The organism is Bradyrhizobium sp. (assembly GCF_016219575.1).
Taxonomy (GTDB): domain Bacteria; phylum Pseudomonadota; class Alphaproteobacteria; order Rhizobiales; family Xanthobacteraceae; genus Bradyrhizobium.
Window position 1 is genome coordinate 131,902 of record NZ_JACRMG010000032.1, and the last position, 26,128, is coordinate 158,029.

Below are 26,128 nucleotides of genomic sequence, written 5' to 3' on the forward strand. Positions count from 1 at the left end.
GTACTTGAGCCCCTAGCGGCACGACGGGCTGCGGCCTAGCCGGGGACGACCCATGAACGCCCCTGTGCTCACCGAGGCCGCCCGGGCCTATTCCTACGTTCGCTTCTCCACGCCTCAGCAAGAGGCGGGGGCGAGCCTTCAGCGTCAGACCGAGAAGGCGGCCAAGTACGCCGCCGACCACGGGCTGGTATTGGACACTGAGATGGACATGACCGACCGAGGCGTGTCCGCTTTCAGAGGGAAGAACGCGCGCACAGGGGCGCTACGCAGTTTCCTTGATGCGGTTGAGCACGGTTACATCCCGCCGGGAAGCTACCTGCTGATCGAGAACATGGACCGAATGTCTCGCGACGGCATCATTGCGTCGCAGGGTCTGTTTAGTCTCTTGATCAGCAGCGGCATCAACATCGTCACTCTCACCGATCAAGAACTCTACACGCTGGACCGCTTCACGCGCGAGCCGGAAGCAATGTACAGGATCACCGCAGAGTTGATCCGGGCCAACCGGGAGAGCGCACGCAAGTCGCAGCTTATTGGGGACGCCAAAGCCCGAAAGAAGAAGCGCCTGATTGAGCACGGCTTGGAGGGCAAGCCCTACACCACAGTAACGCCAGCTTGGATTGCGTGGGACCCGAAGGCGCAGAAGTACACACTGATCCGCGAGCGCGCGAAGATGGTCCGTGAGATGTTTGAACGCGTGGACGACGGGCACGGTATTGATCGCATCGCACAGGAACTCAATGAGCGCGGCGTTAACACTTGGGGACGCGAGGGCGGACGGAAGGCGGATCACTGGCGAGGGAGTTACATTCGCAAGGTGCTCCGCAGCCCTGCACCGATTGGCACGTTTATCCCGCACACCACGCGATACGACGACGTCACGCGGGCACGCAGAGATGAAGCGATGGACCCCATTGAGAACATGTTCCCGGCTGCCGTGGATGCTGATCTCTATTGGCGTGTGAACCGCAGGCTCGACACAAGGGCACCAAGGGGACGCAACGTCGATAGGCAACAAAAGTCGATTGTCGCAGGCATCATGTTCTGTGCTGGCTGCGGCGGGGCGGTCACACGCATCTCAAAGGGCGAATACGTCTACCTGCTGTGCTCACGGGCCAACATGCGCGCTGGCGAGTGCGAGTATCAGGCTGTGCCCTATGACACGGTTGAGGAGGCCTTGCGTACCAACGCGCGACGGCTGGCAACCAAAGCGCCCCGAGGGAAGAGCACGGCCGCGCTGGAGCGTGAGATTGAGAAGCTACAGGCGAACGCCAATGAGGCGGAGCAGCGGACGTTCGATTTGGCGGACATTGAGGCCCGCGAGAAGAGCCCAGCAGCAACGCAGCGCCGCAGAGAGATGGAACGGCAGTTGCGGGAGTACCAGAAGGAACTGCGGGCCCTGCGAGCCAAGCGGGACACGATGACCACCGCGAGCGTGAAGGACCGGCTGAAGGCGGTGGAGCGCGTTTTGGCGAGCAACAAGGAAACCGTCACAGAGACAAACAAGACACTCAGGGACGCAATACGGCGCATTGTGATGGACCCGGTGCAGGGCAGGCTGTGGGTAAGGTGGCATCATTCCGAAGAGCCACAGGACATCCTGTGCGTCACGCGGCATACAACGTGGGAAGAAGGGGATATCACGCCACCAATGCAAGCCTTGTTTCCTGAGAAGAACTGAGACACGACGAAGCGATAGAGATGAAGCATCAACTGGGCAAGATACGCGTCAGCGACACCGCGAAGGCCTTAAGACTTGCGGAGCGGCAACTGAAGAAACCGCAGACCAACGGGGCCCCTGAGTTCGTGCAAGTGAAGCCACAGGACATTAAGACGCGCGTTGAATTGTTTCAGCCGCGACGCCCAGGTTGGGGCACGCGTGAACTCGACACGAAGCACGTGGGCAAGCTGGCGACGCGGATCGAACGCAAAGGAGAACTCGACCCGGTGCTGGTGGTGAGGCTCGGGGACCAGTGGGTCGTAGTTGATGGACACCATCGCGTAGCGGCCTATCTCAAGAAGAAACGGAAGGCGGCGATCAAGTGTGAGTGGTTCGCTGGCACCGTGCGGGAGGCAATGGACGCAGCCCTTGCCCGCAACGAAAAGACACACTTGGAAGTAGACCAAGGCGACAAGCACGAAGCAGCGTGGCTACGAACGCTGTTGGATTGGGACGGGGATACGTGGCGGACCAGCAAGCAGGCCGTAGTCCAGTTGACGGGCGCGGGAGAAGGCACCGTGGCCCAAATGCGTAGGTGCGTGCGTTGCCACGAGAACTACAACAAGAAGGAACAATCGACCGAGGACCGGCTGTTAGGAGAGAAACTCCACAACAAGTTCGGCGCAGACTTAACAAGACACACTTGGAGCGATGTGAACCGCGTGCGTCTCGACCTCACGCCTAAGGAATGGGACATCAACGACGCTGCCGCAAAGCTCGCCAAGAACCTTGTGACCCGGATGACCACGAAGCTCTCCGATGATCCCGAGGTGACCGCGCGGGCCCTGTGGCTCTACGACCGAGATATGTGCCCGAAGCTGATCACAGCATTGGAGGCGCAAATACGGAAGACCGAACAAGACGAGAAGGCCGAGGCGGGGCTGCAGGCTCTGGAGGCTATGGGGGCCATGGGAGGCCAAGACTAACCCTGGGGTGTGCATTTAGGACCCTAAGATGTCGGCCGGGACACCTGTGCAGATGCACACGCCCGTAGGGGATTAGTTTAAGCTCATGTGACAACTAAAAGGTGTGTCGGTTCAAACTAGCTACCAGAAGGAACAAGGCGGGTAAACGAAGCGCACGCCGCCACGTGTAGATGAGCAGATGCCGCCGCCTTTAACCCCGAGCTTTTGAAGCCGCCCAACCGGGCGCTTCCAGAACCGTAGGTCCGCCAGAAGGGGACCCCATGATCCCCACCCCACATAGAACGAAACTGGAACATTTATCCACAGAACCGTAGTATGGGGATAGTCCGGCGCGTTTCTCATGTTCTCATACCGCGCCGTGGTACAAGGCAAGGTCGGCATCACCGAGTCGGGTGTCCTGCCGGACGATCATCTGCGGGCACGAAAGCGCTTACCGGGGCGCGATTGTGCGGCCGGGGACCTGAGGCCCAATCCTCACGGGATCGTTCGAATGGCTCGTCCAACGACGTGTCCGATCCATCAACCTGTGCCGGTGCGTGACTATGTCCGCATTCGGTTCGGCAAGATGGAACAAGTACGAGCGCATTGCCGGAGCCTGCCCCGCCGATAAGGCAAAGCAGAACTCCAGCAAGCTCACCAAGAAGGCTCCTTAACGGGGTCGATTGGGGTCGCCGAGTGTCAGGCTTGGCGGCCCCTTTTATTCCGCGTGTGGCAGATGCTCCCCCTCCAGAGCCAAGAGGACGGTACGCTGATTTGGCCGGGCAGCGCAATCGCCATGACTTGAGGTTATGTCATTGAACTCGTTAACGCCGGCCTTCCTGGGCAGGTCCACGATCCACAAGGATTTTTCGTAGAACCTCGAACGGCCAGCGCGTCGCGGGCATGTCGCCAGCGAATGATTTTTGGCATTGACGTTTTACATGCGCGAAAGCCTGCAGGCCGGGCACGATCTGGACCTGCACGTCGACCGCGCGGGCCTCAATCCCCTCAAAGGCTACCGTGGAAACCCGCTGAACCATGCCGCTCCCTGCCGCAATCAAAGGTAGCGGAAAGACGAGATTTCGGCAAGAACGTTACAGGAACAGAACGAAAGCTGATTCACGGTCAGAACCGATAGCACCACCCGCAAGCATGCGTCATCTTGCCACATGAAGAAGACATGTATTTGTCTATCCAGACAGATTGACATCCATACATCGGACGAATACAACGTCCACGTACAACCGGACGATCAGTATGACCACCGCAAAAACCAGCCAAGGCGACCTTGTGGCCTTCCTCGACTACCTCGCCGACAAGGGTTTGATGAACGCTGCGACGGCGTCGGCACGAAAGGCTGCCGTGAGAACTTTGTTCAGCGCCCTCGATCCTTCTGAGACGGCGGACGTGACCACGCTCAATCTGGACGAAGTTGCCATGCGCTTCCTCAACAAGCGCGGTGGCGAGTTCAAGCCGGAAAGCGTGAAGGTCTACAAATCTCGTGTTGCCAGTTCGATCGCGGACTTCAAGAAATACCGAGCAGACCCGCTGAACTTCAAAGTGGCTATCACGCCGAAGGTGGTTGGCAAGACCGAGAAATCCAATGGTCAGCCGAAAGAACAGGCCGCCGGAACTCAGCCGTCACACGCGCAGCAGCAGCCCATAACGACATTCGTCAGCCCGTCCGAGATTGTGTTCCCCATCCCGATTAGGCCCAACGTGATTATCAAGATTATGGGGCTTCCGAGCGACCTCACTAGGCAGGAGGCCGCACGTATCGCCAACGTCATCCACGCCCTCGCGACCGTTGATGACCCCTTCTGAATTGCCGCCCCCTCCACAAGGGTAGGCATCTGCTGCACAGTCTCCCAAGGCCTCGCAGCAACGCTACCGTCGTCGGGTACGGTTTCCACCCCGTATCCGGCGACGGAGTCATATCACGAAACCTTGCATATCGACAAACTTGCCGGTGATGTCGGGCATTTGGGTGCGCTTGAGCCCGCTGGCAAAGCTCCCAATAGCGTAAAGACCAAACTTCCGGGGTTGGCCTGTGCAGGCCAGCCCCGAAAAGCATGCCGCATCAGAGCTGCATGTTCATCGGCTCGGGATAATAGCGAAAACCCTCGCCGGCCTTGGCGACGTGGCCGTAGCCCGGCCAGGCGAAGTGGTAGGCCATGACCGGGATCTTGTTGGCCGCCAGCATGTCGAGGAGCCTCACCCGCGTCGCGGCCGACTGTTTCGGATCGGTGTCGTAGGAGAATTCCATCCGCGGCTTTTCCATCAGCAGCACCGAATGGTGGGTGAGGTCGCCGAGGAAGGCAAAGGACTTGCCCTTCGAGGTCACCATGAAAATGGTGTGGCCGACGGTGTGTCCGGGCGCCGCGAGCGCCTGGATGCCCGGCAGGAATTCCTGGCCGTCCTTGACGAACACCAGGCGGTCCTTCACGGGCAGCAGATTCTTGCGGGCGTGGAGCACGAAATCCTTCAGCGGACTTCCGAGCTTGCCCTCGTCGATCCAGAAATCATAGTCGGCCTGGGAGATATAGACCTGGGCGTTGGGGAACAGCGGCTTGTCGTCGGCGCCGACGAGGCCGCCGATATGGTCGATATGGGCGTGCGTGCAGACGACGGCGTCGATGTCGGAAGCGTTGATGCCGGAAGCGGCGAGGTTCTTCTGCTGCTGGCCCGTGGTGGGCCCGAACATCTTGGAGGTGCCCATGCCGGTGTCGAACAACACCAGCTTGTCGCCGATGTTGACCACCGGCGAGTTCTGCTCGAGCACGACGCTATCGGGGTTCATGAAGTTGTCGACGAGCATCTTCTTCACTTCCTCTTTCGGCACACCCGTAAAGGTGCCGGAGGGATCCCCGAGCGGAAGCGGGCCGTCGGAGACGACGGTGACCTCGGCATCGCCGACAACGAAGCGGTGCCAATAGGGCGTTTGCGTGTTGAGTTTCGGCGCCTTGGCCAGCGCGGTGCTGCCGAGCATGGTCGACGCGCCAATGGAAGCACCAAGACCGGCGCCGAGTGCAAGGAGAGAGCGTCGCGATAGTTGGGTCGTCATTCGTTCCTCCACGTTCCTAGAGTTTCTGTTGCAACGGCCGACCTGCCGCCCGGACGGCGCGCGCATCAATATGCTGCGCTGGCCTGCGCAAGCTGGCAAGAAGAATTAGAAGCGGGGAGGGACTGAGTAGAAAATGAGCGCTGCTGCAACCGCAAAAACTATTTCGCGCCGCGCTTCGCCTCGATGGTATCCCAGATTTTCGCGGCGACATCCGGTCCGCCGAGCCGCGCGATGGCGCGGATGCCGGTGGGTGACGTGACATTGATCTCGGTGAGATTGCCGTCGATCACGTCGATGCCGACGAACAGGAGCCCGCGCTCGCGCAATGCAGGTCCGAGCGTGGCGCAGATTTCGCGTTCCCTCGCCGACAGGTCGGTCGCCTGCGCCGCGCCGCCGCGCACCATGTTGGAGCGCAGATCATCCGCCGCCGGCACGCGGTTGACGGCGCCGGCGAACTCGCCGTCGACCAGGATGATGCGCTTGTCGCCGTGCTTCACCTCGGGGAGGAAGCGCTGGATCACCCAGGGTTCGCGGAAGGTGACCGAGAACATGTCGAACAGCGAGCCGAAATTCATGTCCTGCGGCATGACGCGGAACACCGCCGCGCCGCCATGGCCGTGCAGCGGCTTCATCACGACCGCGCCATGGTCGCTGCGGAAGGCATTGATCTCGTCGAGATCGCGCGAGATCAGGGTCGGCGGCATCAGCTGCGGAAAATTCATCACGAACAGCTTTTCCGGCGCGTTGCGCACGCTGGCCGGATTGTTCACCACCAGGGTCTTCGGGTGGATGCGCTCGAGGAAATGCGTCGAGGTGATGTAGGCGAGGTCGAACGGCGGATCCTGCCGCAGCAGGATGACGTCAAAGGCGGTGAGCGCCTCGCGCTTCGGCTCGCCCAGCGTGAAATGATTGCCGACTTCGTCGCGCACGGTCAGGGCCTGCACCGGTGCCACCAGTTCCTCGCCGCGCAGCGAAAGCCTGTCCGGGGTGTAGTAGGAAATGAGGTGACCGCGCTTCTGGGCTTCCAGCAACAGCGCGAAGGTGGAGTCGCCGCGGATGTTGATGCGCGCGATGGGGTCCATCTGGACGGCGACGTTCAGTTTCATTTTCGGGGGTATCCGGCTCTCGTGGGCTGCTTGCTTCAGGGGCTGGCGTCGAAGGCTGCCAACAGATGGCGTGGCAGGCTCCTCGGCGCAATCAGCATGGCGTCGAAACGCATCTCGAATTCTGCATGCTCGGGATGCGCCATCAACCAGGCTTGTGCGGCATTGATGATGCGCTGCTGCTGGCGCGGCGTCACGGCCCAGGCGGCATCGTCGAGGCTGGCGCGGGCCTTGACCTCGACAAAGGCGATGAGGTTGCGCCGGCGCGCCACCAGGTCGATCTCGCCATAGGGTGTGCGGAAGCGCTTTGCCAGGATGCGGTAGCCTTTGGCGATCAGCCAGGCGGCCGCGCGGCTTTCGGCGGAAAGGCCGGTACGGAAGGCCGCGACACGTTCGGGTGAGGCGTTCTCAGTCTTCGCCATGCCCGCCCCGGCTTTCCCTGGCGAGCTCCAGCGCGCGCGCATAGACTTCGCGGCGCGGCCGGCCGGAAACCTCGACCGCGTGGGCCACCGCGTCCTTGACGCTGTCGCGCTTCAGCGACGCGCGCAGCACGCCGTCGAGCTCGTCTTCCGCCATCACCTTTGCACCGGCCGCAGGCGGGCCGATCACGAGCACGAATTCGCCGCGCGTTTCCAGCCCGTCCGCATCCTTCGCCAACTCGGCGATCGGCGCGCGCGTGATCTCTTCATGCAGCTTCGTGAGTTCGCGGCAGATCGCGGCTTCGCGTCCGCCCATGATTTCGGCGAGATCGGCAAGCGTATCCTGGACGCGGTTGCCGGACTCGAACACGACAAGCGTCGCGTCGATCCGCGCCAGCTCCGCCAGACGCGTGCGCCGCGCGGTCTGTTTCGACGGCAGGAATCCCTCGAAGAAGAAGCGGTCCGTCGGCAAGGCCGCGACCGACAGCGCCGTCAGCACCGACGATGGACCGGGCACGGCAATGACGGAGTGTCCGGCCGCGCAAGCTTCGCGCACCAGCTTGAAGCCGGGATCGGAGATCAGCGGCGTGCCGGCGTCGGAAACGAGCGCGACGGAAGCACCCTGCGCGAGCTTTTCGAGAATCTTCGGCCGCGCCGCCGCCGCATTGTGCTCGTGGTAGGGCGTGAGCTGCGCCGGGATCGCATAGCGCTCGGTCAGGCGATGGGTGATGCGGGTGTCCTCGCAGGCGATCAGGTCGACACCGGCCAGCGTCTCAAGCGCGCGCAGCGTGATGTCCGAAAGGTTCCCGATGGGGGTCGCCACCAGATAGAGGCCGGGAGCCGGCCTTGGCGCATTCAGGACCTGGCCGTGGATCGAAAAAGTCCGCAACGCAGAACCCGTTTCCCCCTCAGACCCGTATATTGAACTGGCTTTTGCGCGCATAATATCAATCTAGAGGGGGGACGGCGTTTACGCCATCCGGGAGACAGTGCAGCGCGGCGGCGAGGCAGGAGGGGTCCGCAATCGGCAAGGATGCCGTGGACCATCAACCTTTTGTTCTGGTTAACTATTCGTCGACAATATGCCTGAATCCCCGCCTCGCTTTGGGAGGGAGTCTGGCCGATTTCGGTCGGCCAGGAGAAGAGAAGATGAAGGGCCCGCACAACCGCAACCCCAATTCTTCGGGTAGCTCGCTCTCGGGCGCGACCCGGCGGAGCGCGATTGGCCTTCTCCTCGGCGCACCGCTGCTCGGGGCCTGCGCCAGCATGCAGCAGAGCCTGGGCCAGTTCTCGAGTCCCTTTGGCGGCGCGGAGCCGCCGGCCGGCCCGCAGCAGGAGCCGACCGCGGTCGGCAGCGGGCAGGTCAGGGTTGGACTGATCCTGCCGCTCTCGGCGGCCGGCAATGCCGGCGTCGCCGCGCAATCGATGAAGAGCGCCGCCGAAATGGCGCTGGCGGAGTTCCAGAACCCGAACATCCAGCTCCTAATCAAGGACGACAGCGGCAGCCCGCAAGGCGCCAACGCCGCCGCGCAGCAGGCCGTCAGCGAAGGCGCCGAAATCATCCTGGGGCCGCTGTTTGCGGCATCGGTGCCCGCGGTGGCGCAGGTCGCGCGCGCCCGCGGCATCTCGGTGATCGCGTTCTCGACCGATTCGAGCGTTGCCGGGCGCGGTGTCTATCTCCTGAGCTTCCTGCCGGAATCCGACGTCAATCGTATCGTCGACTACGCCGCCGGCACCGGCAAACGTTCCTTTGCCGCGCTGGTGCCCGACAACGCCTATGGCAATGTGGTGGAAGCCGCATTCAAGCAGGCGGCGGGCCGCAGGGGCCGCGTGATCGCCTTCGAGAAATACAGCGGCGATCGCGCCACACCCGCACGCGCGGTGGCGCAGATGCTCGGCTCCGCCGATGCGTTGATGATCGCCGACGACGGCGATTCCGTCGTGGCCACCGCCGATGCGCTGACCGCAGCGGGCTCGAACCTGCGCAACATCCAGATGCTGGGCACCGGGCTGTGGGACAATCCGCGGGTATTCGCCAGCCAGTCGCTGCAGGGCGGCCTTTATGCTGCGCCCGATCCGTCCGGCTTCCGCGCGTTCTCCGGCCGCTACCGCACCCGGTTCGGCCAGGAGCCGGTTCGCACCGCGACGCTCGCCTATGACGCGGTCGCGCTGATGGCGGCGCTGGCGCGCACGCAAGGCCCCAATCGCTTTGCGCCGGAAACGCTGACCAATCCATCCGGCTTCGCCGGCATCGACGGCCTGTTCCGCTTCCGCTCCGACGGCACCAACGAGCGGGGTCTTGCCGTGATGAAGGTGACGACCGGCGGCGGCGTCCCGGTTGCCGGCTCGCCGAAGAGCTTCGGGGCTTAGCGTAGGGCGCTCTACGAACGAGCGTCAGGCACTTCCTACTTTGCATGGGGTTGTTTTCGCGATTTTTGATCCGGCGCGCGAAGCGCCGGTCGTGCGCCGGGGAGAGCTACGCCGCCAGGTCCGCCACGACAGCATCGAGCACCGGAAACCCGGCCTGCGTCACCCGCAGCCGGCCGTCGGCATCGACCGAGATCGCGCCTTCCTCGCGCAGCAGCGCAATGCGGGCAGGGTCGAGCGGGCGGCCGGACAGCGCCTGGTAGCGGCGGGGATCGATGCCTTCGGTGAGCCGCAGCCCCATCAGCAGGAACTCGTCGGCACGCTCCTCGCTGTTGAGGATGTCGTCGGTGACGACGCCATGGCCGGAGGCCTCGACCCGCATCAGCCAGGATTCCGGGCGCTTCTCGGTGGCGATCGCGTGCCTGACGCCATTGATGTCGAGCCGGCCATGCGCGCCGGGGCCGATGCCGGCATATTCCTCGCCGCGCCAGTAGACGAGATTGTGCCGGCACTCGGCGCCTTCGCGGGCGTGATTGGATATCTCGTAGGCCGGCAGGCCGTGCTTCGCACAGACATCCTGTGTCACGTCGTAGAGCGCGCGCGCGGTCGCTTCGTCCGGCGTCTGCAGCTTGCCCGCGGCATGCAGGCCGAAGAACGGCGTGCCTTCCTCGATGGTGAGCTGGTAGAGCGACAGATGCTCGGCCGCCTCGCCGATCGCAAGCTTCAACTCGTCCGCCCACATTTGCGGCGTCTGGCCGGGACGGGCGTAGATCAGGTCGAATGAGTAGCGGTCAAACGCGCTGCGCGCGATGGCCACCGCATCAAGCGCCTCGCGCGCGCTGTGCAAACGGCCGAGCGCCTTCAGCGAGACATCGTCCAGCGCCTGCACGCCGAGCGATACCCGGTTGACGCCGGCTGAGCGATAGCCGCGGAAACGCGTCGCCTCGACGCTGGTCGGGTTCGCCTCCAGCGTCACCTCGACGTCGCCGGCCACGCGCCAGTGCTTGCCGATGGCATCGAGGATCGCGCCGACAGTCTGCGGCTGCATCAGCGACGGCGTGCCGCCGCCGAGGAAGATCGAGGATACTTCGCGCCCGGGCGCGCGCTGCGCCGTGGTCTCGATCTCGCGCGCGAAGGCGCGGACGAAGCGTTCTTCGTCGACGGGGGCATGGCGGACGTGGCTGTTGAAGTCGCAATACGGACATTTCGACAGGCAGAACGGCCAGTGCACATAGATGCCGAAGGCGTTTTGCTCAGCTTCCATCGAGGCAGATCTCCGCGAGCTTAACGAAAGCGCGGGCGCGATGGGAGAGGCCGAGCCCCAGCGGGGGCAGGCCGTGTTTCTCGACGCTGGTCATCTCGCCGAAGGTACGCGTGTGGCCGTCGGGAAGGAAGGCCGGATCGTAGCCGAAACCGGCGGTGCCGCGCGGCGGCCAGACCAGCGTTCCATCTGCGCGCGCCTCGACCTCCTCGACATGGCCGTCCGGCCAGGCGACACACAGCGCCGAGACGAAATGCGCTTTTCGGCGATCGGGCGCGGTGGCGCCGCGCTCCTGCAACAGGCGCTCGATCCGGGCCATGGCGGCGGCGAAATCCTTGCCGTCGCCGGCCCAGCGCGCCGAAAGGATGCCGGGCGCACCGTCGAGCGCATCGACCACGAGGCCGGAATCATCGGCAAAGGCCGGGAGCTGCGCGGCTCTCGCCGCTGCAATGGCCTTGATCGCAGCATTTTCGCGGAAGGTCGTGCCGGTTTCCTCTGGCTCGCCGAGGCCGAGTTCCCCCGCGGAGACCGCCTCCACGCCATGAGGCGCAAGCAACTCGCGCATCTCGGCGAGCTTGCCGGGATTGTGGGTCGCGATGACGAGCTTGCCGGTGATCTGGCGGTGCATGCTGGGATCAGGCCACCGCGATCTTCTGCAGGTCGACCAGCCGTGCCACGCCCTTCTTCGCCAGCGCCATCAGCGCCAGGAACTCGGTCTCGGAGAAGGGCGTCTTCTCCGCGGTGCCTTGCACCTCGATGATGCGGCCGTCGCCGGTCATCACGAAGTTGGCGTCGGTATCGGCCTCGGAATCCTCGGCATAGTCGAGATCGAGAACGGGCGTGCCCTGATAGATGCCGCAGGAGATCGCCGCGATATTGTCGCGCAGCACGTTCGTCTTCAGCATGTTGCGCGTCTTCATCCAGCCGATGCAGTCCGCAAGTGCGACCCAGGCGCCGGTGATGGAGGCGGTGCGGGTGCCGCCGTCGGCCTGGATCACGTCGCAGTCGATGGTGATCTGGCGCTCGCCGAGCGCCACGAGATCGACGGCCGCGCGCAGCGAGCGGCCGATCAGGCGCTGGATCTCGACCGTGCGGCCGCCCTGCTTGCCGGCGGCGGCCTCGCGGCGGGTGCGTTCCAGGGTGGCGCGCGGCAGCATGCCGTATTCGGCGGTGACCCAGCCGCGGCCCTGGCCCTTCAGCCACGGCGGCAGGCGCTCCTCCAGTGTGGCGGTGACCAGCACATGGGTATCGCCGAATTTCACCATGCAGGAGCCTTCCGCATATTTGACCACGCCGCGTTCCAGGGTGACGGGGCGCAGCTGATCGGGGGCACGGCGGCTGGGCCGCATGAGAAATCCTCCAAAATCGGGGCCAAAAGCTTGCGCTGCTTGTATGTGCGGGAAAGGTTACCGGCAAGCCTTGTTTGGGGCCGCGAATGCCTGCTTGTCAGGGGCACGCAGGATAGCCAAATTAGGAGCGATTGTGAGGAGTTAACACGTGGCCCACCACGATCCGATCGGCCTCATTACCCCGCATGCCGGGCTTGCCCAGCTCAACGAGCGCTCGCGGGACATTTTCCGGCAAATCGTCGAGAGCTATCTCGCGACCGGCGAGCCCGTCGGCTCGCGCAATATCTCGCGCCTGATCGCCGTTCCCCTTTCGCCGGCCTCGGTTCGCAACGTGATGTCGGATCTGGAGCAGCTCGGCTTGATCTACGCACCCCATACCTCGGCCGGCCGTCTGCCGACCGAGCGGGGCCTGCGGTTCTTCGTCGATGCGTTGATGCAGGTCGGCGACCTCACCGAGGCCGAGCGGATATCGATCCAGACCCAGCTCGCTTCCATCGGCCGCGGCCAATCGGTCGAAGGCGTGCTGGGCGAGGCGTTGACACGGCTGTCGGGCCTGACCCGCGCCGCGGCCGTGGTTCTGACGCCGAAGTCGAATCCGCGGCTGAAGCACATCGAATTCGTGCGGCTCGAGCCGGAACGCGCGCTGGTCGTGCTGGTCGGCGAGGACGGCCAGGTCGAAAACCGCGTGCTGAGCCTGCCTCCCGGCGTGCCCCCTTCCGTGCTGACGGAAGCCACCAATTTCCTCAATGCGCGAATCCGCGGCCGCACGCTGGCGGAATCGCGGCTGGAGCTGGAGACGGCGCTGACCCAGGATCGCGCCGAGCTCGACCAGCTGACGCACAAGGTGGTTGCTGCAGGCATCGCCAGCTGGTCCGGCGGCGACAATGACGCGCGCCAGCTGATCGTGCGCGGCCACGCCAACCTGCTGGAGGATCTGCACGCGCTGGAAGACCTCGAGCGCGTGCGTTCGCTGTTCGACGATCTCGAGACCAAGCGCGGCGTCATTGATCTCCTGGGCCGCGCCGAGAGCGCGGAGGGCGTTCGCATCTTCATCGGCTCGGAGAGCAAGCTGTTCTCGCTTTCGGGCTCCTCGACCATCATCGCGCCCTATACCGACGCAGCCGGCCGCATCGTCGGCGTGCTCGGCGTGATCGGGCCGACCCGGCTCAACTATGCAAGGGTGATCCCGACCGTGGATTATGCCGCGCGCATCGTCAGCCGGATGCTGGGTGGCTGATCTGCCCCGAAAAGGGTGCGGTTGTGCTTGATTTTCGGCGCTCAAAGCACGATATGCGGGCCTGAAACCCCGATAATTCAGATCGAAGCGATTTTTCGAAAAGGCCATCCATGACCGATCCCAACCGGCCCCAAGAGCGGCCCCAAGAACGGCCCTATGACGATCCGGCGAACCCGGCGCAGGCTGGCGAGCCCGTGGTCTCCAAGCCCTATGTGATGCCCGACGATCCCGAGCCCGGCTCGGTCGAGCTGCTGCAGAAGGAGGCGACTGAGGCGCGCGACAAGATGCTGCGCACGCTGGCGGAGATGGAGAACCTGCGCAAGCGCACCGCCAAGGAAGTTTCCGATGCGCGCGCCTATGGCATCACCGGCTTTGCCCGCGACGTGCTCGACATTGCCGACAATCTGCAGCGCGCGCTGGATGCGGTGCCGGCCGAAGCCAAGGCCAATGCCGATCCGGGCCTGAAGGCGCTGATCGAGGGCGTCGAGCTCACCGAGCGCTCGCTGCTCAACGCGCTGGAGAAGCACGGCGTCAAGAAGTTCGATCCCTCCGGAGAAAAGTTCGATCCGAACTTCCAGCAGGCGATGTACGAGGTGCCGGATCCCTCGGTGCCCGCGGGCACCGTGGTCCAGGTCGTGCAGGCCGGCTACATGATCGGCGAGCGCGTGCTGCGGCCGGCCCTGGTCGGCGTCGCCAAGGGTGGCGCAAAGGCCGCGCCGGTCTCGACGGAAGCTTAAGTCGCAATATCGCTCGACTGGATGCGCTTGACGCCGGCCTTGGTCATATCGGCCCAGGCCGCCGCAAGCGATCCCTGCGTGTCGATGCCGCGGCAGGCGTCCTCGATCACATAGGTCTCAAATCCCGCCTTGCGCGCGTCGATTGCGCTCCAGGCGACACAGAAGTCGGTCGCGAGACCCGCGAGGAATAATTTCTGGATGTCGCGCGCCTTCAGGTAGGCGGCCAGTCCCGTCGTGGTCTTGCCGTCGGCTTCGGTGAAAGCCGAGTAGCTGTCGACGTCCTTGCGGAATCCCTTTCGGATGACGAGCCCGGCATGCGGGATCGCCAGATCCTTCGAGAGCGCCGCGCTGTCGGAGCCCTGCACGCAATGGTCGGGCCACAGCACCTGCTTGCCGTAACTGAGATCGACGGTCTCGAACGGCTTCTTGCCGGAATGGCTTGACGCAAACGAGATGTGGCCGCCGGTGTGCCAGTCCTGCGTCAGCACCACATTGGAAAACAGCTTTGCAAGCTTGTTGATGACGGGAACCACCTGTTCGCCGTCCTTCACCGCAAGGCTGCCGCCGGGCAGGAAGCAGTTCTGCACGTCGATCACCAGCAGCGCGGACGCCTCGTCAGGCTTGATCGCCGCCGCCCACACTGCGCCGGGCAGCATCGCCGCAAGCGCCGTCGTTCCCAAACCAGATAGAATCTGCCTTCGGTCGAGCATGGTGCATCTCCGCTTTTCAGAGGATTTGCACCAGCAAATCAGGTCGCCATGAAGGCGTAAAGCCGCTTTTGCGTGCGATCGCGCGCCGAAATTTCCGGCAGGCGAGAGCATGATCCGGAAAAGTGTGAAGCGGCTTTCCGGAAAGATCATGCTCAAGACAAGACGATGTCAGCCGCGCGGCTGGATTCCATCGCGCACGGCGCGGAAGCGCGGAAATGCCCTGGCCCACTCATCGCGCGGCGAGCTGCCGATGATGCGCATCGCCGACTGCGAGCCGAAGCGCAGCCATTGCACGATGGTGACCGGCGTATTGTCCTTGCCGCTGGTCGCTTCGATCCGCGTCTCGTAACCGGGCTGGCCGTCGATGCGGACGGGCTCGGACATGGTGATGCGGCCGTCGCGGACGCCGGGAATCGTCGTTGCGATCTGCTGGGCCAGGCGCCCGCGATCGTCGGGCGACGCAGCCGTCTGGCCGATGATGCCGATGATCATGAAGGGCGCTGCTTCGAATCCAGTGGTCTCGTCGCCATCGGCGAGGATGACGGCAACGCCCGGCGCGAGCGTGCGGACGTTCTTGAACTCGCTGAGCTCGCGGACCTTGAACGAGAGCAGAGCGAGCTGTTCTTCGGCCGGCACTTCCTTGCGCACGACGGCGGAGGCAAACATCTGTCGCACGGCGTCGTCGCTATGGACCTTCCAGGCGTTTTCCGGGACCTGGACCGCGACATAGCCGGAGAATCCGATGCCCGGCACCATCATCGAATAGCGTTTGACGTTGGTGGCGCCGTCGCGGGCGGTTTCGACGGTGTAGTAGCCGAGCCCGGCGGGAGTCTCGATGCTCTCCGGCTTGATGCCGCCGACGCCGCTCGGGTTGCCCTTGAACGCGTTGGCGACCTCGGTATAGGCCTCGGCCGGCAGGTCGGCGATGACCACCTTGACGCCTTGGTCCTCGCTCTCGAAGCCGATGAAGGATTTTGCGCGGTTGAGTCCGACCAGCGGGACCATGCCGACCCGTGCCCCCGGCGGAAAAACGGGATCGGCGGCAGGCGCGGGGTTGGTCGCGGCGATCGTCAGGAGCGCGGCCGCGAGCAAGCGTCGGATCAAGATCATGAAAATTCTATCCGTTTGCATGGAGCCGTTCGGGAATCGGCAGGCCGCGGCCCCCTCGGCCCGGATACCCCGTTCGGTCGGCCCGCCTTTTAGCGGGTTTGTCGTCCCGGCAACAGGGTGGGCCGGGCCTTTGCCTTCTCGCGGCTGGTCGCGCTGGCGGTCCCCGCTCGGCCGGCCCAGGTTCAGGCAATGTTCTCCCTGACGCTTGCGCGGGCTGCGGCCGAATCCTTAACCGGTCGCCGTCGGGCCTGACACTATCTTTCAAACATCAGGCTTTTCATGGACTAAGGTTGTTTACGGTCCTTGCGGGCACAACCCCCCCTCCTATATGAGGCTCAACGTCGCAACATCGCGCGTATTTGAACTCCTGGGGGTTCGGTCCGGGGCGCCGTCAGGGCCCGACCAACCTGCCGCAGAAAAGAGGATAGAATCATGGGCAAGGTCATCGGTATCGACCTCGGCACGACCAATTCGTGCGTCGCCGTCATGGACGGCAAGACTTCCAAAGTCATTGAGAACGCAGAGGGCATGCGGACGACGCCCTCCATCGTTGCTTTCACGGACGATGGCGAACGCCTCGTCGGCCAGCCGGCCAAGCGCCAGGCGGTCACCAATCCCGAGCGCACCTTCTTCGCGGTGAAGCGCCTGATCGGCCGCCGCTACGACGACCCGATGGTCGAGAAGGACAAGAAGCTCGTCCCCTACAAGATCGTCAAGGCTTCCAACGGCGACGCCTGGGTCGAGGCCGACGGCAAGACCTATTCGCCTTCGCAGATCTCCGCCTTCATCCTGCAGAAGATGAAGGAGACCGCTGAAGCCCATCTCGGCCAGAAGGTCGAGCAGGCCGTCATCACGGTCCCCGCCTACTTCAACGACGCCCAGCGCCAGGCCACCAAGGACGCCGGCAAGATCGCCGGCCTCGAAGTGCTGCGCATCATCAACGAGCCGACCGCGGCTGCGCTCGCCTACGGCCTCGACAAGACCAAGACCGGCACCATCGCGGTGTACGATCTCGGCGGCGGCACGTTCGACATCTCGATCCTCGAGATCGGCGACGGCGTGTTCGAGGTGAAGTCCACCAACGGCGACACCTTCCTCGGCGGCGAAGACTTCGACATGCGCCTGGTCGGCTATCTCGCCGACGAGTTCCAGAAGGAGCAGGGCATCAACCTGCGCAACGACAAGCTCGCCTTGCAGCGCCTGAAGGAGGCCGCTGAAAAGGCCAAGATCGAGCTGTCGTCGACCACGCAGACCGAGATCAACCTGCCGTTCATCACGGCGGACCAGACCGGGCCGAAGCATCTGACGATGAAGCTCACCCGCGCCAAGTTCGAGGCGCTGGTCGACGACCTCGTGCAGAAGACCATCGAGCCCTGCCGCAAGGCGCTGAAGGATGCCGGCCTCACCGCCGGCGAGATCGGCGAAGTGGTGCTGGTCGGCGGCATGACCCGCATGCCGAAGGTCCAGGAAGTGGTGAAGCAGCTGTTCGGCAAGGAGCCGCACAAGGGCGTCAACCCGGACGAAGTCGTGGCGATCGGCGCCGCGATCCAGGCCGGTGTGCTGCAGGGCGACGTCAAGGACGTGCTGCTGCTCGACGTGACCCCGCTGTCGCTGGGCATCGAGACGTTGGGCGGCGTGTTCACCCGCATCATCGACCGCAACACCACCATCCCGACCAAGAAGAGCCAGGTGTTCTCGACCGCCGAGGATAACCAGAACGCGGTTACCATCCGCGTCTTCCAGGGCGAGCGTGAAATGGCAGCCGACAACAAGGTGCTCGGTCAGTTCGACCTGATGGGCATCCCGCCGGCCCCGCGCGGCATGCCGCAGATCGAGGTCACCTTCGACATCGACGCCAACGGCATCGTCAACGTCTCGGCCAAGGACAAGGCGACCGGCAAGGAACAGCAGATCCGGATCCAGGCATCCGGCGGCCTGTCCGAAGCCGACATCGAGAAGATGGTCAAGGACGCCGAGGCCAATGCGGCCGAGGACAAGAAGCGCCGCGAGGCGGTCGACGCCAAGAACCATGCCGACGCGCTGGTGCATTCCACCGAGAAGGCGCTGGCCGAGCACGGTTCGAAGATCGCCGAAGGCGAGCGCCGCGCCATCGAGGACGCCGTCAGCGACCTCAAGGAAGCGCTGAAGGGCGACGATGCCGAGGCCATCAAGGCCAAGACCAATACGCTGGCGCAGGCTTCGATGAAGCTGGGCGAGGCCATGTACAAGCAGCAGGCCGAGGGCGAAGCCGCGGCCAAGGGCGCTGCCAAGGATGACGTCGTCGACGCGGAATTCACCGAGGTCGACGACGACAAGAACAACAAGAAGTCCGCTTAACGAGCGGGTTTGCGATCATGACCCCCACGCCCGAGAGCGCGCGACACGTCTCGAAGGGTGGGGGTCATTTTTCGTTAAGCCGAACGCTGCATCTTTGAAACGCGTTCCCTGAGGGGAACGGCCGCGAATTCGGAACTGACCGATGTCCACGAAGCGCTGCTATTACGAGACCCTGGAAGTCGAGCGGAACGCCGACGATTCCAAGCTGAAGGCGGCCTTCCGCAAGCTCGCGATGAAATGGCATCCGGACAAGAATCCCGGCGATGCCCAGAGCGAGGTCAGGTTCAAGGAAATCAACGAGGCCTATGAGGTCCTCAAGGACGGCCAGAAGCGCGCCGCCTATGACCGCTTCGGACACGCCGCCTTCGAGCAGGGCGCGGGCGGCGGCGGTCCCGGCTTCGGCGCGGGCTTCGCCTCGTCCTTCTCAGACATTTTCGAAGACCTGTTCGGCATGGCCGGCCAGCGCGGCCGCGGCGGCCGCGAGCGCGGTGCGGATCTTCGCTACAACATGGAGATCACGCTTGAAGAGGCCTTCCAGGGCAAGACGGCGCAGATCGAAATTCCTGTCTCGGTCACCTGCGAGTCCTGCTCGGGCACCGGCGCCAAGGCCGGCACCAAGCCGAAGACCTGCTCGCATTGCGGCGGGCAGGGGCGCATCCGCCAGGCGCAGGGCTTCTTCACGCTCGAGCGGACCTGTCCGGGCTGCCAGGGCCGCGGCCAGATGATCGAGGACGCCTGCACATCCTGCTCCGGGCAGGGCCGAGTGTCCCGCGAGCGCACGCTCTCGGTCAACATCCCGCAGGGCGTGGAAGACGGCACCCGCATCCGCCTGGCCGGCGAAGGCGAGGCCGGCGTCCGCGGCGGTCCGCCCGGCGACCTCTACATCTTCCTGTCGCTCGTCGCGCACGAGTTCTTCCAGCGCGACGGCGCCGACCTGCATTGCCGCGTGCCGATCTCGATGGTGACGGCTGCGCTCGGTGGGGAATTCGAAGTCCCCACCATCGACAAGGGCAAGACGCGGGTGAAAATCCCGGCCGGAACGCAGTCGAACCGCCGTTTCCGCATCGCATCAAAAGGCATGCCGGTCCTGCGCTCGCGCCAGACCGGTGACATGTATGTGCAGGTCGTGGTCGAAACGCCGCAGAATCTGACCAAGAAGCAGCAGGAATTGCTGTCGGAGTTCGAAAAATTGTCGTCCGGCGCAACCCAGCCGGAATCCGCCGGATTCTTCTCCAAGGTCAAGGACTTCTTCGGCAATCGCGCCAATTCTTAGACCGTGCGCCCGCTTGACCGTAAGCCCTTCCACCTATACGTCTTTACGACAGTTTTCTGACATTCCCCGCTTAATTGCGGTCCCGCCTGGTAGCGAAATGCCTTTGCAGTCGTCCGCGCGTGCGTTGAAGAAGCCTCTCCGTCTCGACGATGAGGTCCGTTTTCTCCGTTCATGGATCGAAAAGCCGCTGCATGTCGGCGCGGTCATGCCGTCGGGCAAGCTGCTCGCCCGCACCATGGCGCAATATGTCGATGCTCACTCCGAAGGCCCCGTGGTCGAGCTCGGCCCTGGCACCGGTGCGATCACCAGTGCGCTGATCGACCATGGCATCGACCAGAAGCGTCTCGTTCTGGTCGAATACAATCCCTCCTTCTGCTCCTTGCTGCGCGACCGCTATCCGCAGGCGACGGTGGTGCAGGGCGATGCCTACGCGCTGCGCGACTCCCTGGGGGAGGTGCTGAAGCAGCCTGCGTCTGCCGTGGTGTCGGGCCTGCCGCTGGTCACAAAACCGATGATGATCCGGCTCAAACTGATCCGCGATGCCTTCGCGGCTTTGTCGCCGGGCGCGCCCTTCGTGCAGTTCACCTATTCCGTGGTGCCGCCGATCCCCAAATCGCTTCCCGGCGTGTCCACAGAAGCCTCCGAGCGGATCTGGATGAACCTTCCGCCCGCCCGGGTCTGGGTGTATCGCAAGCGTTAATTCGCCCGGCGCGGTCGCGACGGGCTTTGTCCCGATCGTGATTTCAAGAGATGCCCGCGCTGAAAATCCTCGTGATCCCGGGATCGCTGCGAACCGGCTCGCTCAATTCGAAGCTGGCCGCGACCATCGCGCATGAACTGGCGCAGGCCGGCGCCGAGGTCACCCGCCTCTCGCTGGCCGATTTTCCGCTGCCGATCTATGACGGCGATTTGCAGGCCAAGTCCGGCGTGCCGAAAAATGCCGTCAATCTCAAGCGCATGATGGGTGCCCACCAGGGCGTGCTGATCGTGACGCCGGAATACAATTCCTCGGTGCCGGCGCTGCTGAAGAACACCATCGACTGGATCAGCCGCGTGCAGGATCCGCACGAGACCCGCGGCCAGGTGTTTCGCGACCGCGCCTTTGCGATTGCCGCCGCCTCCGGCGGACGCCTCGGCGGCACGCGCGCGCTTTCGGCGCTGCGGCTGATCCTGACGGCCTGCCGTGCGACGGTGGTCCCGAACCAGCTGGCGCTTTCGTTTGCGGAAGACGCCTATGACGACAGGGATCGCCTGAAGCATGCCCACGATATCGAGGCGCTCAACGCCATGGTGCGGCAGTTGATCGAATTATCCCAACGCATGATGTGAGGTGACATGCAGCCAGCCAAGATCGCTCCCCGGGACCGCCTGATCGTGGCGCTCGACCTGCCCAGCGTCGAGGCGGCGGAAGCCATGATCGGCAGGCTCGGCGATAGCGTCACCTTCTACAAGATCGGCTACCAGCTCGCCTATGCCGGCGGCCTGCCGCTGGTCGGCCGGCTCGCCGACCGCGGCAAGAAAGTCTTCATCGATCTGAAACTGCACGACATCGGCAACACGGTTGCGCGCGGCGTCGAGAGCATTGCGAAGCTGGGGGCGACCTTCCTCACCGTGCATGCCTATCCGCAGACCATGAAGGCCGCGGTCGAGGCGCGGGGTCCGAGCCTGAAAATTCTCGCCGTCACCGTGCTGACCTCCTACGACGACGGCGACCTGCATGCCGCGGGCTATCGTCTCAACGTTTCCGATCTCGTCGAGGCGCGAGCGCAGCAGGCGCAGGTGCTTGGCGTCGACGGGCTGGTCTGCTCGCCGGAAGAGGCGGCTCACCTGCACAAGATCGTCGGTCACCAGATGTGCCTGGTCACGCCAGGCATTCGTCCTGCGGGAGCTGCGACCGGCGACCAGAAACGCATCATGACGCCGGGCCGCGCGATTGCCGCCGGCGCCGACTATCTCGTGGTCGGCCGGCCGGTCGTCGAAGCCGCCGATCCCAGGGCGGCAGCGGAAGCAATCCACGCCGAGATCGCGCAATCACTGGTTTGAACAGGGAAGGAACAACAAGATGGCAAAAGGCTACTGGATCGGACGCGTCGACGTTCACAACGACGAGGGCTACAAGGCCTATGCGGCGGCGAATCCGGCGATCTTCAAGAAGTTTGGCGGGCGCTATGTGGTGCGCGGCGGCACGTTTGCCGGCGTTGAAGGGCAGAGCCGCTCGCGCAATGTCGTGATCGAGTTTCCCGACTATGCGACCGCGCTCGCCTGCTACAACTCGCCGGAATACCAGGCCAACATCAAGGTCCGGCAGCCGCATTCGATTGCCGAACTCATCGTCATCGAGGGCTATGACGGCCCGCAGCCCTGACAACTGGGGCCAGCGTCGGTTGCCGGAACAGCCCGTGCCCGCTATAGGGCGGGGAGAGGTATTGCCATGGCCGATATGCGTTTGATCGTTGCAGGGGCCGGCGGCCGGATGGGCCGCGCGCTGACACGCGTCATTTCGGAAACAAAGGGTGCGGTCTTGACCGGCGCGCTGGAGGCGCCGGGCTCGCCGCTGCTCGGCAAGGATGCCGGTGTGCTCGCCGGCCTGCCCGAAAACGGCGTCAAGCTCTCCGCCGATCTGTGGTCGCTGTCATCGAATGCCGACGGCATCCTCGACTTCACTATTCCCGGCGCCACCATCGCCAATGTCGCGATCGCGGCCGAGCGCGGCCTCGTCCACGTCATCGGCACCACGGGCTTGTCGGGATCGGACGACGCCGTGATCAAGAGCGTGACCCAGCGCGCCATCGTCGTGAAGTCGGGCAACATGAGCCTCGGCGTCAACCTGCTGGCGGCTCTGGTCAAGCGTGTTGCGAAGTCGCTCGATCAGACTTTCGACATCGAAATCGTCGAGATGCATCACAGCGCCAAGATCGATGCCCCCTCGGGCACGGCCCTCATGCTCGGCGAATCCGCAGCCGATGGCCGCGGGATCAAGCTTGCCGATCATTCGGCACGCGGCCGCGACGGGCATACCGGTGCGCGCCGGCCCGGCGATATCGGCTTCGCGTCGTTGCGCGGCGGCACCGTCGCGGGCGACCACAGCGTGATCTTCGCCGGTCCCTCCGAGCGGCTGACGCTGTCGCATCATGCCGAGGACCGCATGATCTTCGCACATGGCGCGGTGAAGGCGGCGCTGTGGGCGCATGGCAAGAAGCCCGGCTTCTACACCATGGCTGATGTGCTGGGTCTCGCCGACTGAAATTCAACAAAACGGACATTAGAATGAGCGACCGACTTCTCGTGCTTGTGCGTCACGGCCAGAGCGAATGGAATCTGAAGAACCTCTTCACCGGCTGGAAGGATCCTGGTCTCACCGAGCAGGGCATTGCCGAGGCGAAGGCCGCCGGCCGCAAGCTGAAGGAGCAGGGCCTTTCGTTCGACCTCGCCTTCACTTCCGTCCTCACCCGCGCCCAGCATACGCTGGACCTGATGCTCGCCGAGATCGGCCAGACGGGATTGCCGACGCAAAAGAATCTCGCGCTGAACGAGCGCGACTATGGGGATCTCTCCGGCCTCAACAAGGATGACGCCCGCAAGAAATGGGGCGAGGACCAGGTGCTGATCTGGCGCCGCTCCTACGACGTGGCGCCGCCCGGCGGCGAGAGCCTGAAGGACACGCTCGCCCGCGCGCTGCCCTATTACGTGCAGGAGATCCTGCCGTGCGTGCTGCGCGGCCAGCGTGTGCTGGTCGCCGCCCACGGCAACTCGCTGCGCGCGCTGATTATGGTGCTGGAAAAGCTGACGCCGGAGCAGATCGTGAAGCGCGAACTCGCGACCGGCGCGCCCGTGATCTACCGGCTCAACGCGGATTCGACGGTGGCGTCGAAGCTCGATCTGGCGGCGTGACTTGTAGGTGGGTAGAGCGAAGCGAAACCCACCAATTCTCGCGCGGGACGATGATGGGTTTCGCTTCGCTCTACCCATCCTACGATCAACGATTTCAGTGCATTCCCACCTGTCCCGCTTCCCAGCCGAGCATCGCCTGCTTGCGGGTGATGCCCCAGTGATAGCCGGTCAGCGCGCCGCTCTTGCCGAGCGCGCGGTGGCAGGGCACCACGAAGGATACCGGATTGCGTCCGACCGCGGCGCCCACAGCGCGCGAGGCCTTCGGGCTCCTGATCTTGCAGGCAATGTCGGAATAGGACACTGCGCGCCCCATCGGAATCCTGAGCAGCGTCTCCCACACCCGCACCTCGAAATCCGTGCCGATCAGCACCACGCGCAGCGGCTGGTCCGGCCGCCACAGTTTTGTGTCGAAGACACGTCTGGCAAGCCCGGCCGTGCCGTCATTGTCCTGCACATAGGTCGCGTTGGGCCAGCGCCGCGTCATGTCGGCGAACGCCGCCTGCTCCTCGCCGGGATCGGCGAAGGCGAGACCCGATAATCCGCGGTCGGTCGCAATCACGATCGCCGTGCCGAACGGTGAGGGATGAAAGCCGTAGCGCAGCGTCAGCCCCGCCCCGCCGTTCTTCCATTCGCCCGGCGACATCGCCTCGTGCGTGACGAAGAGATCGTGCAGCCGGCCCGGCCCCGACAGGCCGGAGTCGAGTGCGGCATCGAGCACGCTGGCGGAATCGCGCAGCAGGCTCTTCGCATGGTCGAGCGTGAGCGCCTGCATGAAGGCCTTCGGCGTCAGCCCGGCCCAGCGGCGGAACAGATGGTGCAGCTCGTCCGGCGTGACGCCGGCGGCATCCGCCATCGCCTCGATGGTCGGCTGGGTGCGCCAGTGTTCGCTGATGAAGGCAATGGCGCGGCGCACGGAGTCGTAGTCGCGCAACGCCGCGGTGTTGTTGGGGCCCGGCCTGGCCAGGCGCTGGTCATGTATGGCGAGTGTCATCATGCTCTTTGATTTAGTGGGCATGCGACGTTCCAGCCACCCGATTCCCGATGAGGCGGAGCATGATCCCGAAAAGTGGGAACCGGTTTTCGGATAAGATCATGCTCAAACAATCACGCGATGGGGTTGTAGGTCGGCCCGCGCCTGGCCGCCTGCAACGCGGCCAGCAAGGCCTTGGCAAAGCTTGCTTTTTCGTCCGGGCCCAGGAAGCTGGCGATCGACACGCGGCGGCCGCCCGAGACCAGATAGAGCTTCTCGATGCCGAATTCGGGATCCTGCTTCTGGTCGAGCTTCACCCAGAGCGGATTGAGCACCCATTCCACGACATGGCCGCGATGGCTGGTCCGGCGCACCCGCAATTCCGACGGCGTCACCCGTATCTCCTCGAACGCCCTGGCGGTGCGGAAATTGACCCGGAACGCCCACCAGATCGCGAGCACGTCGAGACCGAAGAAGCCGAGCACCGGCCAGGCGCCCATCATCAGGAACGCCAGGCCGGCGATGAAGCTGATCGCGCAGACAAAGCCCATCAGCGCCAGAAAGCCGGTGCGGTTGAGCGAGCGGTGCGGCGTCAGCAGCGCGGAAAACAATTCCCGCTGTGGAAGCTCAGGTTCAAATGCGTTGCTGCCGTCGGCCATGGCCTGCCAGTATACAACGATCATGGCCAAAATCATCCGCAAGGCAAAAACGAAGACGGGAAAGCCCGCGGCAAGGAAGGCCGTCAAATCGAGGCCCGTGAAAAAGGGGCCCCGGCCGAAGCCGTGGACGCCGGCCGAGGTGTATGAAGCCTTCAGCCGGTTCCGCGAGGCGAACCCCGAGCCCAGGGGCGAGCTCGAGCATCTCAATCCCTACACGCTGCTGGTGGCCGTCGTGCTGTCGGCGCAGGCGACCGATGCCGGCGTCAACAAGGCGACGCGCGCGCTGTTCGCGGTCGCCGACACGCCGCAAAAAATGCTCGAGCTCGGCGAGGACAAGCTGCGCGACTACATCAAGACCATCGGCCTCTACCGCAACAAGGCCAGAAACGTCATCGCGCTGTCGGAGAAGCTGATCCGGGAATTCGGCGGCGAGGTGCCGCGCACCCGCGCCGGGATCGAGTCATTGCCGGGCGCGGGCCGCAAGACCGCGAACGTCGTGCTCAACATGGCCTATGGCGAGCACACCATGGCGGTGGATACGCACGTGTTTCGTGTCGGCAACCGCACCGGGCTCGCACCCGGAAAGACGCCGCTGGAAGTCGAGCTGGGGCTGGAAAAGGTGATTCCGTCCGAATTCATGCTGCACGCGCACCACTGGCTGATCCTGCACGGCCGCTACACTTGCCTCGCCCGCAGTCCGCGCTGCGGGCTTTGCCTGATCCACGATCTCTGCCGCTGGCCGGAGAAGACGGTTTGATCTTTACCTCTCCCCGCCTCTTGCGGGGAGAGGTCGGATTGCGAAGCAATCCGTGTGAGGGGCAAGTCTCTCCGCAAGACTGATGCATCGGAATTCGCGGTGGCAGCCCCTCACCCCAACCCTCTCCCCGCAAGAGCGCAGGGCTGTCCGGGGAATGATTCACTATGTCGCGGTGCATGCCCGGCGCGACCGAGGCAAATCGGTCATTTCTGGTTGTCGAGACACAGAAGGCCGAGCATGCGATTTCGCGATAGCATTT

Annotated in this window: 27 protein-coding genes; 15 read left to right on the plus strand and 12 right to left on the minus strand. The window is 64.2% G+C overall.

Annotated features, from left to right (window positions below; all coding sequences use genetic code 11):
- Nucleotides 1-52: 52 nt before the first annotated feature.
- The gene (locus tag HZB49_RS25295; RefSeq protein WP_291616346.1) at nucleotides 53-1,681 is read left to right on the plus strand and encodes a recombinase family protein; all 1,629 of its coding nucleotides are present in this window, start codon (nucleotides 53-55) and stop codon (nucleotides 1,679-1,681) included.
- A gap of 20 nt (nucleotides 1,682-1,701) precedes the next feature.
- Nucleotides 1,702-2,646 carry a ParB/RepB/Spo0J family partition protein gene (locus tag HZB49_RS25300; protein WP_291616348.1) on the plus strand — a complete coding sequence of 315 codons (945 nt, stop codon included), beginning with the start codon at nucleotides 1,702-1,704 and terminating at the stop codon, nucleotides 2,644-2,646.
- A gap of 803 nt (nucleotides 2,647-3,449) precedes the next feature.
- Here the strand turns inward: HZB49_RS25300 and HZB49_RS25305 are convergent.
- Nucleotides 3,450-3,665: a hypothetical protein gene (locus HZB49_RS25305; RefSeq protein WP_291616349.1), complete on the minus strand. Its 216-nt coding sequence runs from the start codon at nucleotides 3,663-3,665 to the stop codon at nucleotides 3,450-3,452.
- 217 nt (nucleotides 3,666-3,882) lie between these two features.
- Between HZB49_RS25305 and HZB49_RS25310 the strand changes: the two genes are divergently transcribed.
- The gene (locus tag HZB49_RS25310) at nucleotides 3,883-4,449 is read left to right on the plus strand and encodes a hypothetical protein (RefSeq protein ID WP_291616350.1); all 567 of its coding nucleotides are present in this window, start codon (nucleotides 3,883-3,885) and stop codon (nucleotides 4,447-4,449) included.
- Nucleotides 4,450-4,705: 256 nt separating this feature from the next.
- Here the strand turns inward: HZB49_RS25310 and HZB49_RS25315 are convergent, their stop codons facing one another.
- From HZB49_RS25315 to rsmI, 4 genes are all read right to left on the minus strand, one after another.
- On the minus strand, nucleotides 4,706-5,689 hold the full coding sequence (locus HZB49_RS25315; RefSeq protein ID WP_291616351.1) for an MBL fold metallo-hydrolase: 984 nt from the start codon (nucleotides 5,687-5,689) through the stop codon (nucleotides 4,706-4,708).
- A gap of 158 nt (nucleotides 5,690-5,847) precedes the next feature.
- Entirely contained in the window at nucleotides 5,848-6,795 is a 948-nt protein-coding gene (gene gshB, locus HZB49_RS25320) for a glutathione synthase (RefSeq protein ID WP_291616353.1), read from the minus strand.
- A gap of 35 nt (nucleotides 6,796-6,830) precedes the next feature.
- Nucleotides 6,831-7,214 carry a YraN family protein gene (locus HZB49_RS25325; RefSeq protein WP_291616354.1) on the minus strand — a complete coding sequence of 128 codons (384 nt, stop codon included), beginning with the start codon at nucleotides 7,212-7,214 and terminating at the stop codon, nucleotides 6,831-6,833.
- The gene (gene rsmI / locus HZB49_RS25330; RefSeq protein WP_291616356.1) at nucleotides 7,201-8,154 is read right to left on the minus strand and encodes a 16S rRNA (cytidine(1402)-2'-O)-methyltransferase; all 954 of its coding nucleotides are present in this window, start codon (nucleotides 8,152-8,154) and stop codon (nucleotides 7,201-7,203) included. The genes HZB49_RS25325 and rsmI overlap by 14 nt, the downstream gene beginning before the upstream one ends.
- A 206-nt stretch (nucleotides 8,155-8,360) precedes the next feature.
- On the opposite strand from rsmI, the gene HZB49_RS25335 reads away from it, so the two are divergent.
- Nucleotides 8,361-9,581 (plus strand): penicillin-binding protein activator, encoded by a 1,221-nt coding sequence (locus HZB49_RS25335; protein WP_291616357.1) that lies wholly within the window; start codon nucleotides 8,361-8,363, stop codon nucleotides 9,579-9,581.
- A 106-nt stretch (nucleotides 9,582-9,687) separates the two neighbouring features.
- Here HZB49_RS25335 and hemW read toward each other — a convergent pair whose 3' ends face one another.
- Genes hemW through rph form a run of 3 tightly spaced genes read right to left on the minus strand, consistent with a single transcriptional unit; the run spans nucleotide 9,688 to nucleotide 12,188 of the window.
- Nucleotides 9,688-10,842: a radical SAM family heme chaperone HemW gene (gene hemW / locus HZB49_RS25340; protein WP_291616360.1), complete on the minus strand. Its 1,155-nt coding sequence runs from the start codon at nucleotides 10,840-10,842 to the stop codon at nucleotides 9,688-9,690.
- Nucleotides 10,832-11,467: an RdgB/HAM1 family non-canonical purine NTP pyrophosphatase gene (rdgB, locus tag HZB49_RS25345; protein WP_291616362.1), complete on the minus strand. Its 636-nt coding sequence runs from the start codon at nucleotides 11,465-11,467 to the stop codon at nucleotides 10,832-10,834. The genes hemW and rdgB overlap by 11 nt, the downstream gene beginning before the upstream one ends.
- 7 nt (nucleotides 11,468-11,474) lie before the next feature.
- Nucleotides 11,475-12,188: a ribonuclease PH gene (gene rph / locus HZB49_RS25350; RefSeq protein ID WP_291616364.1), complete on the minus strand. Its 714-nt coding sequence runs from the start codon at nucleotides 12,186-12,188 to the stop codon at nucleotides 11,475-11,477.
- Between the two features lie 148 nt (nucleotides 12,189-12,336).
- On the opposite strand from rph, the gene hrcA reads away from it, so the two are divergent.
- A complete protein-coding gene (hrcA, locus tag HZB49_RS25355) occupies nucleotides 12,337-13,425 on the plus strand; it encodes a heat-inducible transcriptional repressor HrcA (protein ID WP_291616366.1) in 1,089 nt (362 codons plus the stop codon).
- A 110-nt stretch (nucleotides 13,426-13,535) separates the two neighbouring features.
- The gene (gene grpE, locus HZB49_RS25360) at nucleotides 13,536-14,162 is read left to right on the plus strand and encodes a nucleotide exchange factor GrpE (protein WP_291616368.1); all 627 of its coding nucleotides are present in this window, start codon (nucleotides 13,536-13,538) and stop codon (nucleotides 14,160-14,162) included.
- Here the strand turns inward: grpE and pncA are convergent.
- Complete coding sequence (gene pncA, locus HZB49_RS25365) at nucleotides 14,159-14,872, minus strand: bifunctional nicotinamidase/pyrazinamidase (protein WP_291616370.1); 714 nt, start codon at nucleotides 14,870-14,872, stop codon at nucleotides 14,159-14,161. The genes grpE and pncA overlap by 4 nt on opposite strands.
- Before the next feature lie 168 nt (nucleotides 14,873-15,040).
- On the minus strand, nucleotides 15,041-15,982 hold the full coding sequence (locus tag HZB49_RS25370) for a hypothetical protein (RefSeq protein ID WP_291616372.1): 942 nt from the start codon (nucleotides 15,980-15,982) through the stop codon (nucleotides 15,041-15,043).
- Nucleotides 15,983-16,414: 432 nt separating this feature from the next.
- Between HZB49_RS25370 and dnaK the strand changes: the two genes are divergently transcribed.
- From dnaK to HZB49_RS25410, 8 genes are all read left to right on the plus strand, one after another.
- The gene (gene dnaK / locus HZB49_RS25375) at nucleotides 16,415-18,319 is read left to right on the plus strand and encodes a molecular chaperone DnaK (protein WP_291616373.1); all 1,905 of its coding nucleotides are present in this window, start codon (nucleotides 16,415-16,417) and stop codon (nucleotides 18,317-18,319) included.
- 142 nt (nucleotides 18,320-18,461) lie between these two features.
- Nucleotides 18,462-19,592, plus strand: coding sequence for a molecular chaperone DnaJ (gene dnaJ, locus HZB49_RS25380; RefSeq protein ID WP_291616375.1), 1,131 nt, complete (start codon nucleotides 18,462-18,464; stop codon nucleotides 19,590-19,592).
- 97 nt (nucleotides 19,593-19,689) lie between these two features.
- Nucleotides 19,690-20,292, plus strand: coding sequence for an rRNA adenine N-6-methyltransferase family protein (locus tag HZB49_RS25385; RefSeq protein WP_291616377.1), 603 nt, complete (start codon nucleotides 19,690-19,692; stop codon nucleotides 20,290-20,292).
- Between the two features lie 50 nt (nucleotides 20,293-20,342).
- Nucleotides 20,343-20,921 carry an NAD(P)H-dependent oxidoreductase gene (locus HZB49_RS25390; RefSeq protein ID WP_291616380.1) on the plus strand — a complete coding sequence of 193 codons (579 nt, stop codon included), beginning with the start codon at nucleotides 20,343-20,345 and terminating at the stop codon, nucleotides 20,919-20,921.
- Nucleotides 20,922-20,927: 6 nt separating this feature from the next.
- On the plus strand, nucleotides 20,928-21,635 hold the full coding sequence (gene pyrF / locus HZB49_RS25395; protein WP_291616382.1) for an orotidine-5'-phosphate decarboxylase: 708 nt from the start codon (nucleotides 20,928-20,930) through the stop codon (nucleotides 21,633-21,635).
- 19 nt (nucleotides 21,636-21,654) lie between these two features.
- Complete coding sequence (locus HZB49_RS25400; protein WP_291616384.1) at nucleotides 21,655-21,957, plus strand: DUF1330 domain-containing protein; 303 nt, start codon at nucleotides 21,655-21,657, stop codon at nucleotides 21,955-21,957.
- 66 nt (nucleotides 21,958-22,023) lie between these two features.
- Entirely contained in the window at nucleotides 22,024-22,836 is an 813-nt protein-coding gene (dapB, locus tag HZB49_RS25405; protein ID WP_291616386.1) for a 4-hydroxy-tetrahydrodipicolinate reductase, read from the plus strand.
- Nucleotides 22,837-22,859: 23 nt separating this feature from the next.
- Complete coding sequence (locus tag HZB49_RS25410) at nucleotides 22,860-23,483, plus strand: 2,3-bisphosphoglycerate-dependent phosphoglycerate mutase (protein WP_291616388.1); 624 nt, start codon at nucleotides 22,860-22,862, stop codon at nucleotides 23,481-23,483.
- 94 nt (nucleotides 23,484-23,577) lie between these two features.
- Here the strand turns inward: HZB49_RS25410 and HZB49_RS25415 are convergent, their stop codons facing one another.
- Together HZB49_RS25415 and HZB49_RS25420 are read right to left on the minus strand one after the other, a co-directional pair.
- Complete coding sequence (locus tag HZB49_RS25415; RefSeq protein ID WP_291616404.1) at nucleotides 23,578-24,477, minus strand: bifunctional helix-turn-helix domain-containing protein/methylated-DNA--[protein]-cysteine S-methyltransferase; 900 nt, start codon at nucleotides 24,475-24,477, stop codon at nucleotides 23,578-23,580.
- Nucleotides 24,478-24,587: 110 nt separating this feature from the next.
- Complete coding sequence (locus HZB49_RS25420; protein WP_291616406.1) at nucleotides 24,588-25,112, minus strand: DUF2244 domain-containing protein; 525 nt, start codon at nucleotides 25,110-25,112, stop codon at nucleotides 24,588-24,590.
- On the opposite strand from HZB49_RS25420, the gene nth reads away from it, so the two are divergent.
- The gene (gene nth / locus HZB49_RS25425) at nucleotides 25,111-25,869 is read left to right on the plus strand and encodes an endonuclease III (RefSeq protein ID WP_291616390.1); all 759 of its coding nucleotides are present in this window, start codon (nucleotides 25,111-25,113) and stop codon (nucleotides 25,867-25,869) included. The genes HZB49_RS25420 and nth overlap by 2 nt on opposite strands.
- The last annotated feature ends 259 nt before the right edge of the window (nucleotides 25,870-26,128 follow it).